Source organism: Pseudoalteromonas sp. SWXJZ10B (assembly GCF_015864475.1).
Taxonomy (GTDB): Bacteria; Pseudomonadota; Gammaproteobacteria; order Enterobacterales; family Alteromonadaceae; genus Pseudoalteromonas; species Pseudoalteromonas arctica.
In genome coordinates, this window is record NZ_JADYXD010000004.1 from 59,259 (window position 1) to 81,512 (window position 22,254).

The window sequence follows — 22,254 nt, forward strand, 5'->3', positions numbered from 1 at the left end:
ATAATAACAGATTTGTAGATGTATGGCACAAGTGCGTGATGGGTTTCAAAGCCGACTCGGTTTTGTTTTAGCCGCTGCTGGCGCAGCAGTGGGTTTGGGTAATATTTGGGGTTTTCCTACGCAAGCGGCCAACCATGGCGGCGGTGCTTTTTTACTGGTTTACTTTATTGTTATATTTTTACTTGCGCTTCCTGCGCTGTATACCGAACTTTATTTAGGTCACAAAGCACAAGCTAATCCTGTAAAAGCATTGGGCGATGCATGGCAAAACACTAACCGTAAAGTAGGTGCAGCAGCCGGTTACATAGGCCTTGCGGGCGCAGTTGTTATGCTAAGTTTTTATTCAATAGTGGCAGGGTGGATGCTCTCGTACGCTATTGAACCCATAACCACCTTTTTTGGTTTTACAGGCGCAAGCGAGTTTTTACATAGCGACTCAGTGCTGCGTAATTTTGTATTTACGCCGCTTATGCTTATTTTAACTGCCAGTATTATTTTAAAAGGGGTTAAATCGGGAATCGAAACCTGGTCGCGCCGTTTAATGCCACTGTTACTTGTGCTGCTTGTTGGTTTAATTGCCTACATTGCAACACTTGATGGCGCAAGCGAAGGCTTTGCCGCGTATTTAGTTCCTGATTTTAGCCAAATACTCGACCCTAATTTAATTATTGCCGCAATGGGGCAAGCGTTCTTTTCGCTCTCGTTAGGTGTAGGTTGTATGATGATTTACGGCTCGTATTTACAGCCCGATGCTAATTTACCTAAGCTCACCGCAGGTGTAGCCTTACTTGATACCAGCGTTGCGTTTTTAGCAGGGTTACTTATTATTCCTGCTATTTATGTGGCGCAGCACAACGGTGTCGAGGTATTTAGTGGTGGTAAACTGATTGGCGAAGGCCAACTTATTTTTGCTATTTTACCTGCACTATTTAGCACCATGGGCGAAATTGGCTTATTAGTTGGTTTATTGTTTTTTGTATTAATGTCTATCGCATCGGTTACGTCAACTATATCGACCACCGAAATTCCGGTAGCGTTTTTAGTCGAAAACCATAACGTTAGCCGCACCAAAGCAACATGGGCAGTGAGCGCCGTTGTACTTGTGTGTGCAAGCGCCATTATATTAAATTTTGATTGGTTATTTGGCTTAGTTATTATGCTATTTACCCAATACCAATTACCGCTTATGGGCTTGTTTTACTTTATTACTGTAGGCTGGATGTGGAAACGTGGTAACAAATTACATCAAGCAACAACCGGCTTACATTACTGGTTTGCTCAGTATATTCGTTTTGTTTGCCCAATATTAATGACCTTGGTATTTGCAAACGTTGCCTTTGGTTAATTATAACTAAGCTAAAAAAACAGCTTAAAAAAGCGAAGTGAGTTTAAAACGCACTTCGCTTTTTTGTGCGTGTTGTTTAGGTAAAGCCTAGGTCTTTATAAAACCTCATTAGTTAAAGATTTACCTTCATTTACTTCCAGCGCGTTAAGTAGGGTTGTGTTTGCTATTTCGGTAAGTGCTTCTTGGGTAAAAAAGCCCTGATGCCCCGTTACTAAAACATTTTTAAAGCTCACTAAGCGCGAAAATATATCGTCTTGGTTTATTTCGTCGCTATGATTTTTAAAAAATAGCTCCGACTCTTGCTCGTATACGTCGAGCCCCAAGTAGCCTAGTTTTTTAGTTTTAAGCGCGCTAATACACGCGTTACTATCAAGCAGTGCGCCTCGTGAGGTATTAATAAGCATAACGCCGGTTTTCATTTTGCTAAACGCCTCGTCATTTATTAAATGATGAGTTTGCTCGGTAAGTGGGCAATGCAAAGAAATCACATCGCTTTGGCTAAGCAAGGTGTTTATATCGGTAATAGTATAATTGCCAGGTTGTGCGTATGGGTCGCACACTAATACTTTAGCACCAAAGCCATTTAAAATGTTGCACAGCGCAAGGCCAATTTTACCGCAACCTACAATACCCACGGTTTTATTGTGTAAGTTGAAGCCTAATAAACCGTTTAAATCAAAGTTGTCTTCGCGTACGCGGTTATATGCTTTATGCGTTTTACGACTAAGCGTTAGCATAAGCGCTATACAGTGCTCAGCTACGGCTTCTGGGCTGTAAGCAGGGACGCGTAATACCTTTAATTTATGTGCTTTTGCTGCAGGTAAGTCAACGTTATTAAACCCTGCACAACGCAGCAAAATAGTGTTTATGCCTTGGCTTGCCAGTTGCTCAATAACAGCGGCGTTTACGGTGTCGTTAACAAATACGCATATGGCATCAAACCCATTTGCTAAAATAGCGGTTTGTTCGCTCAAGGCTTGTTCAAAATACGTTATTTTTATATCACGCTGATCGCGTGTACTTTGTTCAAAAAAAGGCAGTTCGTACTTTTGAGTACTAAAAAAAGCAATGTTCATGGTAATAGCCTCGACGCTTAAGGAGTATTATTTATTACTAATACAATAAACTACTTTATAAACCTGTGCTTTAGTAGTGCGCATTTTATTGATTTAAATTAAGCCTTAAGCGGAGCCTTACTTGAGGTAAACAAAGGTATTTTTGAAGATACCTTTTTACCATCTTTAGCTGCGCTTAACTTTACGGCTTGCAGTAAGTTACTTTCGATTACTTGTTTAAGTGTTTCGGGCTTAGTGCGCGGTGCATAACGTGCAACAAGTTGCCCTTGTGAGTTAATTAAAAACTTAGTGAAATTCCACTTAATTGCACGATTTTGCGAAATACCCCGCGTATGCGACTTTAAATAATTAAACAACGGATGTGTTTCTGGCCCATTTACCATTACCTTACCAAATACCTCAAACGAGGTATTAAATTGATCTTGGTAAAAGTCTTTAATGGCTAAATTATCAAGCGGCTCATTTTGGCCAAACTGGTTACAGGGAAACGCAAGTACAGTAAAACCATTGCTTTTGTATTGCTGATAGAGCTTTTCGAGCGCATTTAATTGCACCGAAAAATTACACTTACTCGCTGTATTAACAATAAGGACGGTTTTGCCCTGTAATTGGCTAAGAGAAAAATTTTCGCTGTTAAAAAGTGGTGCATTAAATTGATAAATACTGTCCATAGGTTACCTACTTACCTTTCCCGCTAAGGAAATTTTATAAAGACTTTCATTCGCTTTTTTATCGACCGGTTGACATAATCGAGGTCTAGTTTCTAAGTTATCAGTTAAATAGGTCATTTTTATGTCAATGAAAGTCGCATTTATAGGTTTAGGCGTAATGGGTTACCCAATGGCGGGGCATTTAGCAAAAGCAGGGCACAGCGTATGCGTTTATAACCGTACTCAAGCTAAAGCACAAACGTGGACTGCAGAACATTCAGGAAGCTTTGCACCAACCCCGCGCGAAGCTGCCAACAATGCCGACATCGTATTTATGTGTGTTGGTAACGATGACGATTTACGCTCAGTAGTCTATGGCGACGATGGCGTGTTAGCAGGCATGTTGCCACACACTATTTTGGTTGATCACACCACAACCTCTGCCGAAGTAGCCCGCGAAGTGGCTGCTAAAGCGGTTCTGCAAAATATCGACTTTATAGATGCGCCTGTATCGGGCGGACAAGCTGGCGCCGAAAACGGCGTATTAACGGTAATGGCGGGTGGTAGTGAAGCCGTATTTGCTAAAGTGCAGCCAGTTATGGCGGCGTTTAGTCGTTTTAGCCAACTGTTAGGTGGCGTTGGCTCGGGACAACTTTGTAAAATGGTTAATCAAATTTGTATTGCTGGCGCAGTGCAAGGGTTAGCCGAAGGCTTACATTTTGCCAAGCAAGCTGGGCTTGATGGCGAAAAAGTCATAGAGACCATTTCTAAAGGCGCAGCCGGTTCGTGGCAAATGGAAAACCGCTACAAAACAATGTGGGCAGGGGAATACGAGTTTGGTTTTGCCGTAGATTGGATGCGTAAAGATTTAGGCATTGCACTCGATGAAGCTAAAAACAACGGCGCTACTTTACCAATGACCGCAACGGTCGATCAATACTACGCCGATGTACAAGCACTCGGCGGCGGCAGATACGACACCTCAAGTTTACTAGCACGCATTGAAGCGCTGCATAAAAAGTAACGCTGTAGACGCGAAGCTTGCTTGCGTGACGGGCAAAGCCCGTAAAGTAATTTATTCACAAAGAGGTTTAGAGGCGCTGCGCTTTTAGAGGCAGTAATAAGTCTAAAGCGGTTGTTGTTTTTATGTCTTCTCATTTACTCCTCATTCGCTTCTCTTTGTGAATAGAGTTTTATTTAAGTAATTAAAAGCGGTGCTTTTCACGTGAGCAAGCTCTACGTTTACCCCAAAGTGTAGATTTATGATTGTTTTTGGAGACGCGAAGCTTGCTTGCGTGATGGGCAAAGTCCGTAAAGTGACTTATTCACAAAGAGGTTATGAGGCGCTGCACTTTTAGAAGCAGTAATAAGTCTAAAACGGTTGTTGTGTTTATGTTTACTCATTTACTCCTCTTGCTCTTCTCTTTGTGAATAGAGTTTTATTTAATCAATTAAAGCTGCGCTTTTCACGTGAGCAAGCTCAACGTCTACGCCAAAGTGTAGATATGAGTTTTACTTGTAGACGCGAAGCTTGCTTGCGTGACGGGCAAAGCCCGTAAAGTGATTTATTCACAAAGAGGTTATGAGGCGCTGCGCTTTTAGAAGAAGTAATAGATCTAAAAAATTATTGTTTTTACGTCTTCTCATTTACTCCTCATTCGCTTCTCTTTGTGAATAGTGCTTTATTTAAGCAATTTAAAGCTGTGCTTTTCACGTGAGCAAGCTCAACGTCTACGTCAAAGTGTAGATATCAGTTTTACTTTGTAGACGCGAAGCTTGCTTGCGTGACGGGCAAAGCCCGTAAAGTGACTTATTCACAAAGAGGTTATGAGGCGCTGCGCTTTTAGAAGAAGTAATAGATCTAAAAAATTATTGTTTTTACGTCTTCTCATTTACTCCTCATTCGCTTCTCTTTGTGAAATAGATTTTACTTTGCGTGTAGTGGTACAAATATTTATAAACAAAAAAACGCGACACTTTATTGCTAAAGTGTCGCGTTTTTAATACGTTATACACACAAACTTAAAGCAAATTACATGCTTTGTGCGTAGTTATATAGCGCCTTTAAAATTGTAAGATTTTTTTCGCTGTCGTCATGTTCATGCGCTAGGTTTTCAAGGGTAATCATAAAATCTTGCGCATTAATTGATGGTTGATCTTCCCCGTGCATTAACTTGTTTTGGCAATACTGGCGCCATTGATCAAGCTCTTGCTGGTTTAGCGTTTCTGGCCAGTTACGGGCGCGGTATCTAAACAACAACGTATTAAACTTTTTATCTTCAAAGTCTAACTTCAACCCTGCTAATTCATCTGGTTTTGCATCACGAATAATCGCAAACTTAGCTTTATCGGCATGGCTTGTAAACCCATCGTAAAGTAAGTAGTCAACGTTAGTGGTTGCGCTGTAATCGCCTTGCTCGTTAAACACTTCCGTTACTTTATCGCGAAGGTCGGTATTGGCTTTTAAAATAGCTAAGTTAGCTAAGCACTGCTCGCGGTCAATTCCCAAACGGGCGGCATTTTCAGGCAATAACGTTTTAGCTGGGGCTAAAATAGGGCACTTGTTTAAATGCACCAGCTTTAAGCCAACAGGTAAATCGTCCTCGGCTAAATCTACACGTTTGGTGTATAAGCGTTTGCGTAACTCTTCTACGTTTAAATCAATGAGTACTTGCGGGTTTTGAGTTAAATCAAAACAAATAACCGCATTTTTATTTACCGGATGAAAGCTCATTGGTGCAACCCAGCTTGTACAGCCTTGTGTTGCAGGTATACGCGACGTGGTATGCACCAGCGGCGTCATATTAAAAACATCAACCAATTCAGCAAGGGCTTTTTTATTACGCAGCCCAAAAAAGAAGTTATACAGCTTTGGCTGTTTTTCTTTTATTAGCTTAGCCAGTGCAATAGTGGCGGTTACATCGCTTAGCGCGTCATGCGCTGCAGCGTGTTCAATACCATTGGCTACCGTTAAATGCTCTAGCTTAAAGCTTGGGCTGCCGTCTTCTTTTAACGGCCATTCAATGCCTTCAGGGCGCAGCGCGTAACAAGCACGTACTAAATCAATAATATCCCATCGGCTATTATTGTTTTTATATTCGCGCTCGTACGGGTCGTAAAAGTTACGATAAAAGCTATAACGGCTTACTTCGTCATCAAACCGAATACTGTTATAACCAGCAACACAGGTGTTTGGCACACTAAATTCGGCATGAATTTTTGCTATAAACTCAGCTTCAACTAAGCCTTTTTTCATCGCCACTTGTGGCGTAATACCTGTAATTAAACACGCCTCAGGGTGAGGCAAGTAATCCGCTTGCGGCTTACAATATTCAATAAGCGGCTCGCCAATAATATTTAAATCAAGATCGGTACGAATACCTGCAAACTGGCTCGGCTTATCCTTTTGAGGGCTCGCCCCCCACGTCTCATAGTCGTGCCAATAGATTGTTGCTTGATTTTGCTCTTGATATGCCATACTGAAAACCCTGAGTAGTTAACTTAAAATCGCCTAAATGCGCGCCAAGTTACTAAAATAATGAATTATTTAGATTATGGCATATGGGCGAGGGAGTTTATAGGTTTGGGTGATAAATGATGTTTGTATAATTTGTTTTAAAGAGTGAAGTCAAGGCTTGATAATAATTTAGAAAGCCCTGAAGCTACTTCATAGGCGAACTACTTTAATAATATACAATAAAAAATGAGCACAACTGAAGGCAATGCCATTAGAACAGTTTTAAATAAGTTAGAATGAATGGATGCAGCGATAAGGCATCGTATTTAGAATACTTCAGTCTATTTTTTGTGATCAAGGTTAACTATTTATAATTAATTCATTAGGGAAGATGAATTAGCTCATCTTCAGAAAAATGCATTCGTTGGATATCTAGATAAACTTCATTTATCTCACGCCTAAACTTTTTAAAGTCCTTGTTAATATCTTCCATTTGATAGGTAGCAAGCATCAAAGAAAAATCTTTAACTTTACTCCTATTTACCCTAATGACACTCGCACAAACAAGCATTTTTTCTTTTGCGGTATCTAATTCTAAATAAAAAGCTTCATAATTTTTTTTATGTTTCGCTAGTTCATCTTGCTTTGCATCTAAGGTTAACTGAATACGGTTTAATCCCTCAGCATTAAGCTCGCGCATAAAAAATTTTATTTTTTCAAGTTCAGCCAAAATTTTCAGTTCAATCTTTGTAGGGTTTAAAGCGTTAACTTTCAATAGGAAGTATTGATAAAAAGACTTAGAGAATTCAGCATGGTTCTCTAAGTCTTTTTGATGAAGCCATTGATTTCTAGCCTTAAAAGCAATAATAAAAAGCCCTATTGTGCAAAAAGCTACTATCCAATCAGGGGCCGGTTGTTCCTTAATGCTGATATCAATATTAATTTGAGGAGACGCTGTACCAGCAATAAGACCAGCAATAAATATGAGGCTAATCACTCTAAAGTAAAACCAATTACTTCTTGCTAAAAAAAATTAGATGTATTCATAAATACTCCATTCTAGCTTATTTCTTGAGTGAACTAAGTAGCTTACCAATTTGATCCATGCCGTCAAAGGTGCTTGGTAGGTTTTCAGCATCACTGATAATCCCACTAAAAATAAGATTCTCAAATTTATCAAGGATATTCATATCATCGTTTGCTCTTATTTCTTTTGAATATTCAGCGTATTTTTGAATAAATTGGCAAAGTGTTTTTCTCAACTCAATTTGTAATATTTGCGCTTTTACTGATTTATAATTTTGTAATATTACTCTAAAAAAATATATAAAAATGATTTCTAAAGAAATAATCGGTAGCAGTTTAGCTAAATGAGTTAAGGGTTCTTTACTTTGTGTAATATTTTCAGGTAGCCAGTTAAAAATACTGCAAAGCAGTGGAATTGTAATTAGAACACCCATTCCTAATAACCCTGAAAATAGATTTTTAGCTTCAATACTTTTAGCTTTGGCTAAGTCATTAAAGCCCTTATAAAGACCTACAAAATTAAATGCATCGGCTTGCTGCTCTAAAATATTTTTTAAATCATTTACCTTAGTTTCTCTTTGCTCAAGTAATGAATGGTGCTTAATTAAGTCTTCTTTAACGGATTTTGACTGGTTTTCAAGATCTTGAAGAGTATTTTTTGCTTTATTATGTTCTTCTTGAAATGAGGAAAATAGATTAATTTCCTTAGAATGATAGAGATCTTTAGTTATCTCATAAGCACTCGAATATTTGATATTTCTAAGGTATTTCTTAAGACTTTTGCTAACTTCATTATGGTTGATATATGCATCAATATTATCGACTACTTTATTCAAGCGTTCTTCATTTATCGAAAGGTGTTGCGTATCTGATAGTGAGTTTTTGAAATCTCTTTCACTTAAAAACTTCATCGAATATTTAAAAATTAATTCCAACTTTTCTGAAAGGTCAGGGTCCTTATGGAAAGGAGGTTGTAGCTCTAGTATAGCTTCAACAAATTTCTCCCCAATTTCATTTATACTTAGAATACAATCATTATCCCACTTTTTGGGAGCAGCTTGAAAAATGGAAAGAGTGTCGTTTAAGTATAAATTCACAGAAGAATCTTGATTTTGGATCTCGTTCTTACATGTTATTGCATTTACAACAAAATTCTGCATTGAGAGATTGTTATCCCTTTGTTCAAAAAACATAATTATTCCTTTAATTTATTATTGTTATTAATCGTTCTAAAGTGACTTACCTGTAAATATTATTTTTCCAACCAACGTGCAATCACCATTTATTGGAATTAGTTGAACTGGCCAGTTGGGGTTGGCGGCTTTTAGGAACTTGTAACCGTTTTCGATAATGAACTGCTTAAATGGAGCTTGGTTGTCGTTCAGGCTTATTACTACGTGCAAACCGAGAAAGTACTTTGCTTCAAGATCTACAAAACCCACATCACGCTCATCAAACTTTGGTGCCATATTCACGCATTTTAAACTCTAAAGGCTCTAATTTCATTTGTACGTAATATTACTAGAAACTATACACAAAAGTATCTAACATTGGAGATTATTTTAATAACACTACCCATTTATAACAATGAAATCATTAATAAAAGTTATTATTTATTGCTCACTTTTTATCTCACATAGTGCCTTAGCTGTACTGGCTAAAGTTCAAGTAAATGGCTTTGACGTTGAATACGAGCTAGCTGGTAAAGGTAAACATACTATTTTACTTGAAGCGGGTGGTTCTGCTGGTTTAAGTGATTGGAATCCGGTTTTTGAATCACTTACCAAGTACGCTAAAGTTATACGGTATTCTCGTATTGGTAATGGCGGCTCTGCACAAATAAAGAAAAACTATAGCTCAGAAGAATATGCAGCGGAGGTTGCGTTATTACTCAAAACACTGAAAATAGATGAGCCTGTTGTATATATTGCGCATTCTTATGGTGCTTATATTGCACGTGTATTTGCTGCAACATACCCTAATCAAATTAAAGCGTTGATGTTGATTGAGCCTGCATCAGAGCACGATGTAGATATTATGCGCGCGATTGACTTGCCTCGCGCTGAAAAAGAAATTGCTGCAATAAAGCTTGATGACATGAAAAATGGAATGTCGAATCAGTATTTAGATTTTTGGGCAAAACGTCCACTGCCTGATTATCCACAAATTGCTGATATACCAGTGACTGTTATAGCCTCAGTTAAAAAATATAAAAGTCCATCGGTATTATTTTTTACCAACAAAGCGCGTGAAATGTGGGGCGACTTACATTCAAAGTGGGCTAATGCATTTCCTCAAGGTGAAATAGTAATAACAAATAAAAGCTATCACTACCCGCAAAATGATGAGCCAGAAATGGTTGTAGCCCAAGTAGTTAAGTTACTAGAACGCACTCAATAAGTTTAAGTTTCGTTGGTTGTTTTTATAAATATCAATTGTCGTAAATTAGTAATCTGGCATTAGACTAAAGTCTATAGGTTAGATTTATTCACTTATTAGGTTTGTTTTAATCGTTTGTCGGTTTTGTGTTAATTCTCTAAAGTTCAGTTGTCGGCAACAAGCACGGCTTAACCAACAGGACTACGACCATGAAACTTACTCTTATCAAAACTATCGCTCTTAGCTCACTACTTACATGTTCAGCTGCTGCAATGGCTGAGCAAAGTGATTACAAATTAATGGTTATTGAAACTGCAACAGCGCCACAGCCACTTGAGCAATCATTTAACAGCTGTGCACTGAATGTTAAGTCAAAAAATTACGCACAAGCTGAAGCAATTTGTACACAAGCAATCGCACTTTTAAAAGATGCAGATGGCCCTAAATTTAAAGTACGCCAACTTACGTCATTTGCTTTAAGCAACCGTGGTGTTGCACGTTTAAAAGCGAATAACGACACTGCTGGCCTAGCTGATTTATACGAAGCTAACCAAATGTCTACAAGTACAATGGTATCGCATAACTTAACTCGCGCTAAAGAAGAGCTTTCTTTATAAGTATTTTATAAATGCTTTTATAAAGTGCTTACCAAAAGCATGTTATAAAATAGCGAGAGTAAAAAAGCCCATGTTAGGTTAATTCCTAACATGGGCTTTTTGTTTTATTTAATGCGTGAGTTAATACTTTAAATACGTTAATAGAGTAGGGTGTGTATTTATAATTAATATTTTGGGTATGCTTGTTTAGGCTACACGAATATAATGCGAGATAACCGTATAAAAAATAATAACCCTTCTGCTTTGCTTATTTTGAGCAAGGCATCATTAAATAAATATTGAGATTTAAACCATGGCACCAGGAACCAGCCTAAGCGTACTTGAAATAAGTGCGATATTTTTATCAATTACCGCGTTACTCACCTATGTAAACCATCGCTTTATTGGCTTGCCAACAACCATTGGCGTTATGGTTATTTCGATGCTTTTATCTATCGGCGCTATATTTTTGGGCTTTTTAGGGTTTGATGATCTTATAGATTACGAAGTGAGCTTGCTCGATCAGTTAGATTTTACTGAAGTTTTGCTTGATGGCATGCTTTCAATGTTGCTGTTTGCTGGTGCGTTGCACGTAAATGTAGGTGACTTAAAGCGCTATAAATTGCCGATTGGTATTTTGGCTTGTGTGGGTACGCTGTTATCGACCGTTATTATTGCTGCCGCGCTTTATTTTGTAATGCCTTTACTTGGGTTTAACTTGTCGTTTATTTGGTGTTTATTATTTGGCTCGCTAATATCGCCGACCGATCCGATTGCGGTTATGGGTATTTTACAATCGGCGGGTGCACCAAAAAGTATTGAAACTGTTATAGCGGGTGAGTCGTTATTTAACGATGGTATTGGCGTGGTGATTTTTGTGCTTTTACTGGGTATTTTATCTAGTGGTGATATTCCTACCACGTATTATGTGGCGCATACACTTGCCGTTGAAGCGGGTGGCGGTATTGTTTTTGGTTTGGTGCTGGGCGGTATTTTATATTACTTACTTAAAAGCATTGATAGCTATCAAGAAGAAGTATTACTTACACTAGCCGGTGTTATTGGTGGTTACGCGCTTGCAAGCCATTGGCATTTGTCGGGTCCACTTGCAATGGTAATGATGGGCTTAATGGTGGGTAACCACGGCCGAAGCTGGGCTATGAGCGACAAAACACGCCATTACGTTGATTTATTTTGGGAGCTGATTGACGAAATTTTAAATGCCATTTTATTTGTACTCATAGGGCTTGAAGTCGTCATGATTGCATTTTCGAGTAATTTATTTATTGCTGGTGGCTTAACTATTTTTATAGCGTTAATGGCACGTTTAATTGTTGTGGGTATAACAACCACTACATTTAATAAGCAATTAGAGTTGCCATCTGGCGCATGGAAAGTTTTAACCTGGGGTGGCTTGCGTGGTGGTATTTCGGTTGCATTGGTATTGCAGTTACCTGATGGGAACGAGCGGGATATTTTATTGGCTCTTACTTATGCGGTTGTGGTGTTTTCTATTTTAATTCAGGGTTTGAGTATTGGTAAAGTAGCCAAAACTATCCGTTAAAAATAAATTGGTTAGATCAAACCTGTTAAATGTAATTTTTTAAAAAGCGTGTGAAATAGCTGTATTTCACACGCTTTTTATTTTTCTTATAAAACAAAAGGGCAATTAAAACGTAAAGCTGAGCTGCACACCGCTGTAAATATGTTCTTGTGCTTCCCAGTAGTCGCCATCTATTTGGCGTGCTCGAGTAAATACTTCTATTTTAAATGGCTTAAAGTGATAACCCGCACCTATACCTGCGTAACCGTCTATGTCGTTGTTCGATTTTTCTATTTGGTAGGTGTTATCGCCTCTATCGTTTTTAAAGGCGAGTTCGAACAGATCTAAGCCAAGCTCGGCGTATATAAAAAAGTCATTAAAATAACCAAGCTTCATGCCATTGTCCCACGTTATAAATTCTTCTTGCTCGCCTTGTTTATTATCGATTACTGCCGCGCCAATTGCGCTTGTAAAAACAACACCAAAGTTACTGTAATTTTGCTTAACCATCATTTCTACACCCGCAGATGTAATGCTGCTATCGCCATTAAATTCTGATTTTATAAACATACCGGTGTTAGGCATGTCATTACCGAGCAAAAGCCTTGCGTTAGCATTTTGGCTAAATGATAAAAGCGTGCTTAATAAAACAAAAAGAGGAAGTGTGTGTTTCAAAAAAGTTAACCTATTAATGATGAAAAGTTACCAGAGCCGTAATTATAAATACATAACTTAGTATTGCATGTAATTAAATGTATAAATTTGTTTGATTGTTATTCAGTTATGCCAAAGCAAGGTGCTTAAAATAAAACCGACTAAATAAAAGCATAAATAATTATATGTATTTTAAAATGCAAAGTAGCGATTTTAGGCACGTAAGATAGTGCGTAAGTTATTTAAATATATAGAAAAAGTTTAAGCGTATTAGACTAAGGTCTATAGGTTAATTTTCTTCACTTATTAGGTTTGTTTTAATCGTTTGTCGGGGTTGTGGTAATTCTCTAAAGTTCAGTTGTCGGCAACAAGCACGGCTTAACTAATCAGGAATATGACCATGAAACTTACACTTATCAAAACTATCGCTCTTAGCTCACTATTAACATGTTCAGCTGCTGCAATGGCTGATCAAAGTGATTACAAATTAATGGTTATTGAAACTGCAACAGCGCCACAGCCACTTGAGCAATCATTTAATAGCTGCGCACTGAATGTTAAGTCAAAAAATTATGCACAAGCGGAAGAAATTTGTACTAAAGCAATCGCACTTTTAAAAGACGCAGATGGCCCTAAATTTAAAGTACGCCAACTTACGTCATTCGCATTAAGCAACCGTGGTGTTGCACGTTTAAAAGCGCATAACGATACTGCTGCACTTGCTGATTTATACGAAGCATCAAAATTATCTAACAGCTCAATGGTATCGCACAACTTAACTCGCGCTAAAGAAGAGTTATCGTTATAAAAAACCTTTATAACGTGTTTTATAAAGTGCTTACTAAAGCATGATATAAAATAGCGAGAGTAAAAAAGCCGATGTTGGGTTAAACCCCAACATCGGCTTTTTCGTGTTTATTAACTTTGTATTGTGTTATACCAATCCGCAATAATACTTAATCATTTTGCGGGGCTAAACGTGTCGCTACCTGCGTTAAAAAATTCTCATTTAGAACAACCAAATAGCGATCTTTTTGCCTAGCTATCAACACGTTTTTCCATCCTCAAAATAGATCACTTAATTAAGCGAATTGGTATTATTAAAAATAAAAAAACTGTATTCTGCTATTTATTGTTTAGTGATTTGCATGGTTTTTAACTAATTGTAATTACTAAGTATTTTTATAGATGTTAGACTAAAGTCTATAGGTTAGATTTATTCACTTATTAGGTTTGTTTTTATCGTTTGTGGTAATTGAGCTAACACTCTAAAGTTTATTTGTCGGCAACAAGTACGACTAACAAATACCAATTTTATTAAAACATGATTATTTTAGCGAATTAAATAACTCACTAACGGCGTTAAAAAATTACTTATATAGAACGACTATATTTCATAATTTTTGCCTTGTTATTAAGCTATTTACTTGACGCTAAAAAAGATCACTAGTTTAAACAATTGCCATAACAGGAATATAATCATGAAATTTACACTTTTAAAAACCATCGCTCTTGGCTCATTATTAACTTGCTCAGCTGCTGCAATGGCTAATCAAGGTGATTATAAATTAATGGTTATTGAAGACTCTGTAACTGCAGCCCCAGCATTTGAAAAATCATTTAATAGCTGTGCTTTAACTGTTGAATCAAAAAACTACGAAGAAGCAGAAGCTATTTGTACACAAGCAATTGCTTTACTTAAGCAAAGCCATGGTCCGCGTTTAAAAGTACGTGAACTTACATCGTTTGCATTAAGTAACCGTGGTGTAGCACGTATTAAGGCTCAAAAAGACACTGCGGGTATTTCTGATTTATATGAAGCGGTTCAAATTTCTAAAAACTCACTTGTAACGCATAACTTAACTCGTGCTAAAAAAGAGTTATCTTTATAAGAATGCTTGCATAAAGCACTTATAATTTAGCGAGAGTATAAAAGCCCATATTAGGTAGCACCTAATATGGGCTTTTTTGTATGTTTGCATAACCGTAGTTACTTATAAATACACTCATTTTAATAAAACAGCTTTACTGAATAATAGTGCTCTTAAGAGTGATTTTTAGAGCCTTACGCTACTAATTTATATTGGTAAGTACTTGTTACCTAAAACATAGATCTATAAATATAGAAACATAGGTAAAAACATTATTTTTTGACGTGACTAAACTGTGCAGTAAAACGGGATTGTTTTGTTTAAGTTGTTGTTTTTAATTAATAATAAAGTCTAATGTCTTTGACTTTAATCTATTTTTATTTAAAATCGAAGTAATATATATTTTATAGCATTGACGACACGTGGATGCTAATCACTGTTTTGTGATAAATAGCTAGATATTATCTTGGTTTTAATTTTTAGTCCCACCTCCATATTACTAAAAATTAAACAAGGAATAGAGTAGTTATTAACTTGCGCAATAAAAATAAAAAGCGCAAATAAAGGGATTTAAAAATGCAATTCAAACTAAAAAAAATAGCTGCCTTGTTATTCGGGGTGGGTATTAGCCTTTCTGTATTTGCCGAAGATATAGAGCTATACGTAAACCATAATGTTGAAACCGACGAAAACCCTCGCGTGCTTATTGTGTTTGATACATCAGGAAGTATGAAGACTAAGCTGCCTAATGGGGGCCCTAAAAAAATCGATGCTGGTATAAGCGCGATGACCCAATTAGTAAGTGATAACAGCTCGATTGATTTTGGTTTAATGCGTTTTTATAGTTCATATGGTGGATATGTTTTATCTGATGTTGGGACTGATCACGATACTATCACGGATAAAATCGAAGAATTAAGTGCGGGTGGAAGCACGCCTTTAGCTGAGACTCTGTGGGAGGCTTATCGATACCTAAGAGGTTGGTATGTTGATTATGGTCGAAATAAAGGTGATAGGGATTATTCTGCCGAAACAGGGAATCGATATGACGGCTATGATTCTAAATACATCTCGCCCTTTAAAGCTGTTCAAGGTTCTGATGAGCGCTGTGACAACTCTATTAATGTGATTTTAATGACCGACGGTGATCCCTACAACGATAATCAGTCAGACTCAGATATAAAAGCATTATACAAATCTACTTTTGGCTCAAACCCAGCTAAAACAAGTGGCAGTTATTTAGCCGCTTTAGCTCAGATAATACATGGTACAAGAGATGTAGAGGTGGATTTGTACGACACCACGCCAGAGGTTGCTGATACCGGACGCGTTTTTACTATCGGTTTTGGTAGTGGCATGAGTACAAATGGTAAAAAGTTATTAGAAAAAACCGCTTTATTGGGAGGAGGCGAGTACTTACATGCAGATACATCGACTGAACTTTCTGAAGCACTTAATAATACAATATCGAAAATACGCGAAGTTAACGATAGTTTTTCATCTCCTACGGTAGCAAGTAACAATGTTGACCAAACACGTAGCCGAGAGTCAATTTACTTTGCGATGTTTTACCCTGAAACAGGCGCACGTTGGAGCGGAAATTTAAAAAAGCTTAAAGTGTCTGGTGCAAATATAGTCGATTCAACTGATAAAATAGCTCTTGATGAAAATGGGTTAATTGATGAGAAAGCTCGAACTTTTTGGCTGCCAACTAATAAGCCTGCAGATGGGAATTTAGTAGCTCAGGGTGGCGTAAATTTACTTTTATCAACTTTAGACCCTGATAGCCGTAAAATCTACATAGATAAAACGGGCAGTATTATTGATTTTACTTTTGATAAAGTACAAACCATTTTAGATTTAGCGACAAGTACAGTTACCGATCTTGCCCCTGATTTGATTCCTAATATCGGGTTAACTTTACAGGAGAGTGATATTAACTGGGCACGAGGGGTTGATGTTGATAATGAAGATGGTGATGACTCATCAGTAGATCAGCGAATCAATATTTTTGGCGATCCTTTGCATTCAAAACCGGTATCTATAGATTACGGCGATGGAAGTATTCATATACTTGTTGGTACCAATGCCGGCTTTTTACATATGTTCGAAGACAAAGGCGATACTGTTGAAGAAAGGTGGGCTTTTACACCTGCTGCCTTATTAAAAAACATTCCGGCTTTGCGGAGTAATCTCGCAAATACAAAAGTGTATGGCATGGATGGCCCTATAAGTGTGTTCTTTAATAATAAAAGTTTAAACACTGATGGTTTAAATGATGGTGTTGTTAAAGCAAGTGAGGGCGATGAAGTTTGGGCATTTACAGGCATGCGCCGAGGCGGTAAAAATTACTACGGCCTGGATATAAGTGACCCAAAAAAACCTAAAAAATTATGGAATAAGCCAATTGTTGGTGGCTCTGAAGAATTTAAATATTTAGCACAAACATGGTCTAAACCTCAAATTGCTTACATTAAAGCGTTTGGTGAGGATCCATTGCTGATATTTGGCGCAGGCTACGATACAAACAAAGATAATGCGATTAGAACAACAGATGAAACCGGGCTAGGTATTTACATTGTTAATGCTAAAACTGGCGAAAAGGTATGGGCGCTCACTCCAGATGAACATGGTTTTACCGGAGAGCACAGTATTGCAGCGGATGTAACTACGCTTGACTCAGATTACGATGGGTATATTGACCGAATTTATGCAACCGATACTGGCGGTAATATTTGGCGTGTAGATATTCCCACCGATGATGAAGATGAGATTACTCACTTTAAACTTGCTGAACTTGGCAGTACATTAGCGTCACAAGACAGACGTTTTTTTTATAAACCGTTAGTTGCTAGAACGCTGTTTAGTAAAGTTACTAAGACCAATTATGGTGGTGAAATGATTACGACCCGTTTAGATACCCCGTATGACGCAATAGTTATAGGTAGCGGAAATCGTTCAAACCCACTTGCTACTAATGAGCAAGATCAGCTGTATATGATCCGCGATGAAAACACCCTAACAAAAATATTTACTGAATTTCCAGCCCCAATAGTGCCAGATGATTTAATGAAAATGAATGAAGACCCATTTGGTAATGCACTTGATGACGTAGATAAATTTGTTAATCTTGAAGTTAAGTTAGCCGAATTTAAAGGGTGGCGATACGAATTAGGGACGGGCGAAAAGTCCCTTGCTGCAGCAACGGTCGTTGGTGGGGTTGCTTACTTTACTTCCTTTACGCCTGCATCTTCATCATCAACACAAAACCAATGTTCGTTAACGGGTGGCGGTGGTTCGCTTTATGCCTTTCATTTGCATTATGGAACGAAGGTTTATGACGATGTGAAATTTGCAACAAGTAATGATGTACCAGATACACCGAAACTATTTTTTGGGGAAGGCCCGTCGTGTGCAGATAATGATGCGGATGGTAAGTGCGATTGGGATGATGCAACGGATGTAACGCAAGTTAGTCAGTTTTATTTAATAGGCCCTGGGGTTAAAGGTTCTGATAAGCCGATAAAAGCTATTGAAATACTTGGGCCAAATTTAAATGTTGAAGGTGGAAAAGTTAAGCTAGTAAATGGCGCTGAACCAACTGGTTTTGGCTTTAAAACCCAACAAACATATATTTATAAACGCGAAGAAAACGATAGTCAGGCACATTAAAAACACAATGCAATAAACATAAGCCACCTTAATTAGGTGGCTTTTTAATTTTAAGAGCGAATCAAAAATGCTGATGGTTTGCTTATATAATTGTTTTATAGTTATCGAAGCGCTCTAAACCAACCCATGTATGATACACATTCGTTTACAAAATACTGCCTATCACTCAAGCCCTTTATTTTAGGTACCTGTAGTCCATATTAGTCAACAATAGCTGGTCTTAGTTATATTTAATTAACAAATGTAAGAGCAAAATTTAACATGACGTGTCACCATATAGGTACAGGGCATGTTAACTTGTTGCCATCCCCCCATAAATATTCAATAAATTTCTGTTGTTTAAATTTACTTGTTATTTATTAAAGTAACCAATTCAATTTATAACAATATGATTTTTAATAATAATTAAAGTGCAAAAAAGGAAATCTTTGTATGTCTTTTAAAAAAAGTCAGTTAGCTATTTCATTAGCGTTTACGCTAGGCCTTGTTGGATGTGGCGGCGGTGGCGATGATAAAGTGGTCGTTGTAGAGCCAGTTGTAGCTAAGCCTGACCCTATAAAAGTAGACCCCGTAGAAGTTAACACTATCTCTCTTACTGGAAAGGTTATTGATGGCTATGTATCTGGTGCAATAGTATGGCTAGATATTGATGGCGATGGTACTTTTGATGAGCAAACAGAACCTTCTGTAGTCTCTGAAGAATCGGGTAATTATAGTTTTAATTTTACAGAAGAGCAGGCGCTGTGTGTGCCGTATTCAACTATGTATGTTGATGTACCTGTTGGCGCAATTGACGAGGACTTAGGAGAGGTAACACAAGCGTATCAAATGTCATTTCCGCCCTCAATTGAGGCTTTGACTGATGAAGATATTCGAAATATATCCCCTTTAACAACCGTTATTTGGGAGCAGTTAAGCCTTCAATTACAAAAAAGTGGTAACAATAATTTAAGCTGTGATGCACTTAAAGAAAATACTGAGCTACTTGCAAACCTTCAAAGCGAAATAACAAATGTTATGCAAAACTTGGTTGCGCATTATAATTTGTCGACAGAGCAAATTTACTCAGATTTTATTGCCACTAGTGACAGTGATGCTTACGACAGAGCACAAGCAATTGTTAAGGGACTAAAAGCGGCCTATAAATTCAAGCAAGAGCTAGATGCTCAGTATCCTGATGCAGAAGAAGTAAGAGCAGTGATTTACCAAGACACAACAAAAGATGATGAGTATGAGTTTGAAAATGCATGGTACAGAGACAAGGTTATTTTTGCGGGCGCTGAGCTTATTTATGAGCAAGTAAAGCTTCAAAATACAGACGAACTCGACAAAATTGACGTTATTTTGTCTCGATTGGATTCAACAGATACGCCTTGGGGCGAAGAGTCGTTAAATGGAAAATTAACAGTTAGAGACGATGTTTACATTAACGCCGATCGTACTTACCGATGCTCTAGCATTGAGAGCGTTAGTTTTGAGCAAAGCAATGTGCTTTATGGCGTTGATAATACAAGCCCATCGGTTAACTTTCCAACAGCTGATGAATGCGTTAGTGATAATTTAGATACACCGTTCGAGCGAGGTTTTAGCATTAGCTATACTGAGTCGGGATCGTATTACCAAACTGACTTTGCCTTTAGAGAGGAAAATGCCGACTTTCAAACATTATCTGATTGGGTAAATGTTAAAGACAAAGCTGCTGATCTAGAAACTCAAGATTTAGTTACTGTACTCGCTGCTATGCCTTATAAGTTTGATGACGAAACATCTATTGATGCTAGCTTTTGGCGTAAATACAAAACCACAGACAACGTACGTATTACAAAGACAATTGAAGGGCAATGGTTTAGAGATACCCGCCGAGAAGATGGAACAATGCTGCATGAGTGCGGTGAAAATGGTGTTGATTGGGCTCCATGCGAATAATGTAAAAAGCACTTTAATAAATATTTAGCTTAGTGCCAGTCAGTTAATAACTGACTGGCATTTTTTTGTTTAAAAAAGCTTACTTTTACGTACGGTTATAACTATATACTTGATGAACTCTATTTTTAATCTGTTTTTTACTCGGGTTTACTGTAAAATTACTGGGTTAACATTTGTTAAGCAATGCTTACAATTGTTATTGCTCATTAAGTATTTAAACTAATTTAAGTAGAGCTTATGATTTTTTATATTATAGGGTTAAGTTTACTTGTTATTATTTTATGCGTTGCACTTTATGTAATTTACAGCAACGTACATAAAAGTCGGGTAAGAAAATCCAAAGAATACAACGTACTATTTGATAAAGACACAATAGTGGATGATTTAATCACTCAACTAACAGAAAAAAATCAAACACAAGAAAACCAAGATAAAACAGCTAAAGGTAAAGAAGAAATCCTTGCAACATTTGTTGAGTTACATCGCTCTGGTAGCTTTTGTGCACATTTGAGTGAACAGGAAATTATTTACTTTGTTAAAAAGAAATTAAACATGGAGAGTAATAAAAATGGATAGCGAAAAAGCAGTCCCAGCAGTAAAAAGTGACTCATTTATGAGTCGATTTGGTCGTCGTAATGTAATTGTTGTTTCATCAATTGTTGTTGTATTAGCCGTAATTGCAACCCTTACATCGCAAGTTGTTTCGTGGAATGAAGCAGATGAGCGTTTAGTACATCAATCGGCTTTTACAGGTAACTTGACAGTAATAAATCAAGCCGGCCCTTATTTAAAAGCGTTTGGTACTACATCGGCTTATAAAAAAGTAATTTCGATTAACTTTACGGGCGATGCCGGTGCAACAGCAAGCGCAATTGTACCGCTAATACCAATTCGATTTTTAGATACGACAACAGGTGGCGCACGAGGTGTTTCTCGTTTTAGATTGCCAGGCAATGTACCAGCAGCTGAATCGGGTGCTTTACGTGGTTTACTTAAAATACACGAAGAGTTTGGTTCACAAGAAACATTAATATCTAATTTATTAATGCGTGCAACCACTGAAAATGTAAAAGCGTCGGCGCGTATGATGTCGGTAGAGCAACATTACTCTGGTGGTAATGGTCAATTAAGCCAAGATTTTGCTGATCAATTAACAAACGGTATTTTTGTTACTGAACAAATTATTAGTACGGGTGAGCGCGATAAATCTGACGATTTAGGTAATTTAAGTAAACAGCAGCGTGTCACTATTAATATTAAAATGGACGATGAAGGTAATACACTGCGTAATGCACCTATTTTAGGCGCTTACGGTATTACAGTAGTTGATGCCAGCATTATTGATATTGACTATGAAAGCAAAGTAAATGCTCGCCTTGAAGCGCAAAAGCAAGCTGCTGCTGATGAAGCACTAGCGCGTCAAAACCTTAAAAAAGCTGAGCAACAAGCACGTACTGAAGTGGCTTTAGGTGAACAAGCAATTGCTAAGCAACGTGCTGAATCTGAAAAGCTAAAAATAAAAGAGCAAATTGATGCTGAGCGAATTAAGGCAAATGCTATTATTTCTGCGCAGCAACGAGTGGCTGTAAAAGCGGAGCTTGCAAAAGAACAAGAAGAGATTTTAAAGCAACAACGCTTAGAAGCATTAGGTATGGACGTTTTAGCTGAGGCTCGTTTAAGAGCTAAGTCTGCTGCACTTGATCCTAAGTATGTATTTGATGAAACGCTAAAAGCAGAAGTTAAAATTCAAACTGCTTTATTTACAAGCTTAGGTAATAGCCGTTTAGTGCCTGAAATTGTAATAGGCGCAGGCCAAGGCGAGCAAAGTAATGGCTCTGAATTTATGCGTTTATTAGCCGCTGACGCTGCATTGAGTCTTAAAAAGCGTTTAGAAAAAGATAAAAAATAAACGTTAGTTAAGTATTGTACAAATAATAAAAACGTTGGCTGACTTACATCGGCCAGCGTTTTTTATTGCGTAAATTTTGTTATTGTACTGTTTAGGTAAGCCTTGAGGCTTATTAAACATGTATTTAGGTAATAAAAGGTAAATAGTGAG

Annotated in this window: 18 protein-coding genes; 11 read left to right on the forward strand and 7 right to left on the reverse strand. The window is 37.5% G+C overall.

The window, feature by feature from the left end:
* Nucleotides 1-22 precede the first annotated feature (22 nt).
* Nucleotides 23-1,345 (forward strand): sodium-dependent transporter, encoded by a 1,323-nt coding sequence (locus I6F54_RS05320; protein ID WP_165728262.1) that lies wholly within the window; start codon nt 23-25, stop codon nt 1,343-1,345.
* A 95-nt stretch (nt 1,346-1,440) separates the two neighbouring features.
* Here the strand turns inward: I6F54_RS05320 and I6F54_RS05325 are convergent, their stop codons facing one another.
* Complete coding sequence (locus I6F54_RS05325; RefSeq protein WP_165728263.1) at nt 1,441-2,421, reverse strand: 2-hydroxyacid dehydrogenase; 981 nt, start codon at nt 2,419-2,421, stop codon at nt 1,441-1,443.
* 98 nt (nt 2,422-2,519) lie between these two features.
* On the reverse strand, nt 2,520-3,092 hold the full coding sequence (locus I6F54_RS05330) for a glutathione peroxidase (RefSeq protein ID WP_165728264.1): 573 nt from the start codon (nt 3,090-3,092) through the stop codon (nt 2,520-2,522).
* Nucleotides 3,093-3,213: 121 nt separating this feature from the next.
* On the opposite strand from I6F54_RS05330, the gene I6F54_RS05335 reads away from it, so the two are divergent.
* Nucleotides 3,214-4,095: an NAD(P)-dependent oxidoreductase gene (locus I6F54_RS05335; protein ID WP_165728265.1), complete on the forward strand. Its 882-nt coding sequence runs from the start codon at nt 3,214-3,216 to the stop codon at nt 4,093-4,095.
* 1,008 nt (nt 4,096-5,103) lie between these two features.
* On the opposite strand, the gene sbcB is transcribed toward I6F54_RS05335, so the two are convergent.
* From sbcB to I6F54_RS05355, 4 genes are all read right to left on the reverse strand, one after another.
* On the reverse strand, nt 5,104-6,549 hold the full coding sequence (sbcB, locus tag I6F54_RS05340) for an exodeoxyribonuclease I (RefSeq protein ID WP_002963201.1): 1,446 nt from the start codon (nt 6,547-6,549) through the stop codon (nt 5,104-5,106).
* 361 nt (nt 6,550-6,910) lie between these two features.
* Entirely contained in the window at nt 6,911-7,525 is a 615-nt protein-coding gene (locus I6F54_RS05345) for a hypothetical protein (protein WP_197140115.1), read from the reverse strand.
* Between the two features lie 67 nt (nt 7,526-7,592).
* Nucleotides 7,593-8,747, reverse strand: a complete 1,155-nt coding sequence (locus I6F54_RS05350) for a hypothetical protein (RefSeq protein WP_197140117.1) — start codon at nt 8,745-8,747, stop codon at nt 7,593-7,595.
* Between the two features lie 36 nt (nt 8,748-8,783).
* The gene (locus I6F54_RS05355; RefSeq protein ID WP_197140119.1) at nt 8,784-9,023 is read right to left on the reverse strand and encodes a S24 family peptidase; all 240 of its coding nucleotides are present in this window, start codon (nt 9,021-9,023) and stop codon (nt 8,784-8,786) included.
* 118 nt (nt 9,024-9,141) lie between these two features.
* Here I6F54_RS05355 and I6F54_RS05360 point away from each other — a divergent pair, with 118 nt between their 5' ends.
* The 3 genes from I6F54_RS05360 (at nt 9,142) to I6F54_RS05370 (ending at nt 12,093) form a co-directional block, all read left to right on the forward strand.
* Nucleotides 9,142-9,954, forward strand: a complete 813-nt coding sequence (locus tag I6F54_RS05360; protein WP_197140121.1) for an alpha/beta fold hydrolase — start codon at nt 9,142-9,144, stop codon at nt 9,952-9,954.
* A gap of 188 nt (nt 9,955-10,142) precedes the next feature.
* Nucleotides 10,143-10,550 carry a hypothetical protein gene (locus I6F54_RS05365; RefSeq protein WP_197118816.1) on the forward strand — a complete coding sequence of 136 codons (408 nt, stop codon included), beginning with the start codon at nt 10,143-10,145 and terminating at the stop codon, nt 10,548-10,550.
* Between the two features lie 292 nt (nt 10,551-10,842).
* A complete protein-coding gene (locus tag I6F54_RS05370; protein ID WP_197140123.1) occupies nt 10,843-12,093 on the forward strand; it encodes a cation:proton antiporter in 1,251 nt (416 codons plus the stop codon).
* A 105-nt stretch (nt 12,094-12,198) separates the two neighbouring features.
* Here the strand turns inward: I6F54_RS05370 and I6F54_RS05375 are convergent, their stop codons facing one another.
* Complete coding sequence (locus tag I6F54_RS05375) at nt 12,199-12,747, reverse strand: hypothetical protein (RefSeq protein ID WP_165723094.1); 549 nt, start codon at nt 12,745-12,747, stop codon at nt 12,199-12,201.
* Nucleotides 12,748-13,126: 379 nt separating this feature from the next.
* Between I6F54_RS05375 and I6F54_RS05380 the strand changes: the two genes are divergently transcribed.
* From I6F54_RS05380 to I6F54_RS05405, 6 genes are all read left to right on the forward strand, one after another.
* Entirely contained in the window at nt 13,127-13,534 is a 408-nt protein-coding gene (locus I6F54_RS05380) for a hypothetical protein (protein WP_024590869.1), read from the forward strand.
* A 673-nt stretch (nt 13,535-14,207) separates the two neighbouring features.
* Nucleotides 14,208-14,618, forward strand: a complete 411-nt coding sequence (locus I6F54_RS05385; protein WP_010553497.1) for a hypothetical protein — start codon at nt 14,208-14,210, stop codon at nt 14,616-14,618.
* A gap of 555 nt (nt 14,619-15,173) precedes the next feature.
* Entirely contained in the window at nt 15,174-18,269 is a 3,096-nt protein-coding gene (locus I6F54_RS05390; RefSeq protein ID WP_197140125.1) for a pilus assembly protein, read from the forward strand.
* A gap of 432 nt (nt 18,270-18,701) precedes the next feature.
* Nucleotides 18,702-20,195, forward strand: coding sequence for a hypothetical protein (locus tag I6F54_RS05395; RefSeq protein WP_197140127.1), 1,494 nt, complete (start codon nt 18,702-18,704; stop codon nt 20,193-20,195).
* 237 nt (nt 20,196-20,432) lie between these two features.
* Entirely contained in the window at nt 20,433-20,771 is a 339-nt protein-coding gene (locus I6F54_RS05400; RefSeq protein WP_008137861.1) for a hypothetical protein, read from the forward strand.
* The gene (locus I6F54_RS05405; protein ID WP_010553499.1) at nt 20,764-22,104 is read left to right on the forward strand and encodes an SPFH domain-containing protein; all 1,341 of its coding nucleotides are present in this window, start codon (nt 20,764-20,766) and stop codon (nt 22,102-22,104) included. Before I6F54_RS05400 ends, I6F54_RS05405 begins: the two co-directional genes overlap by 8 nt.
* The last annotated feature ends 150 nt before the right edge of the window (nt 22,105-22,254 follow it).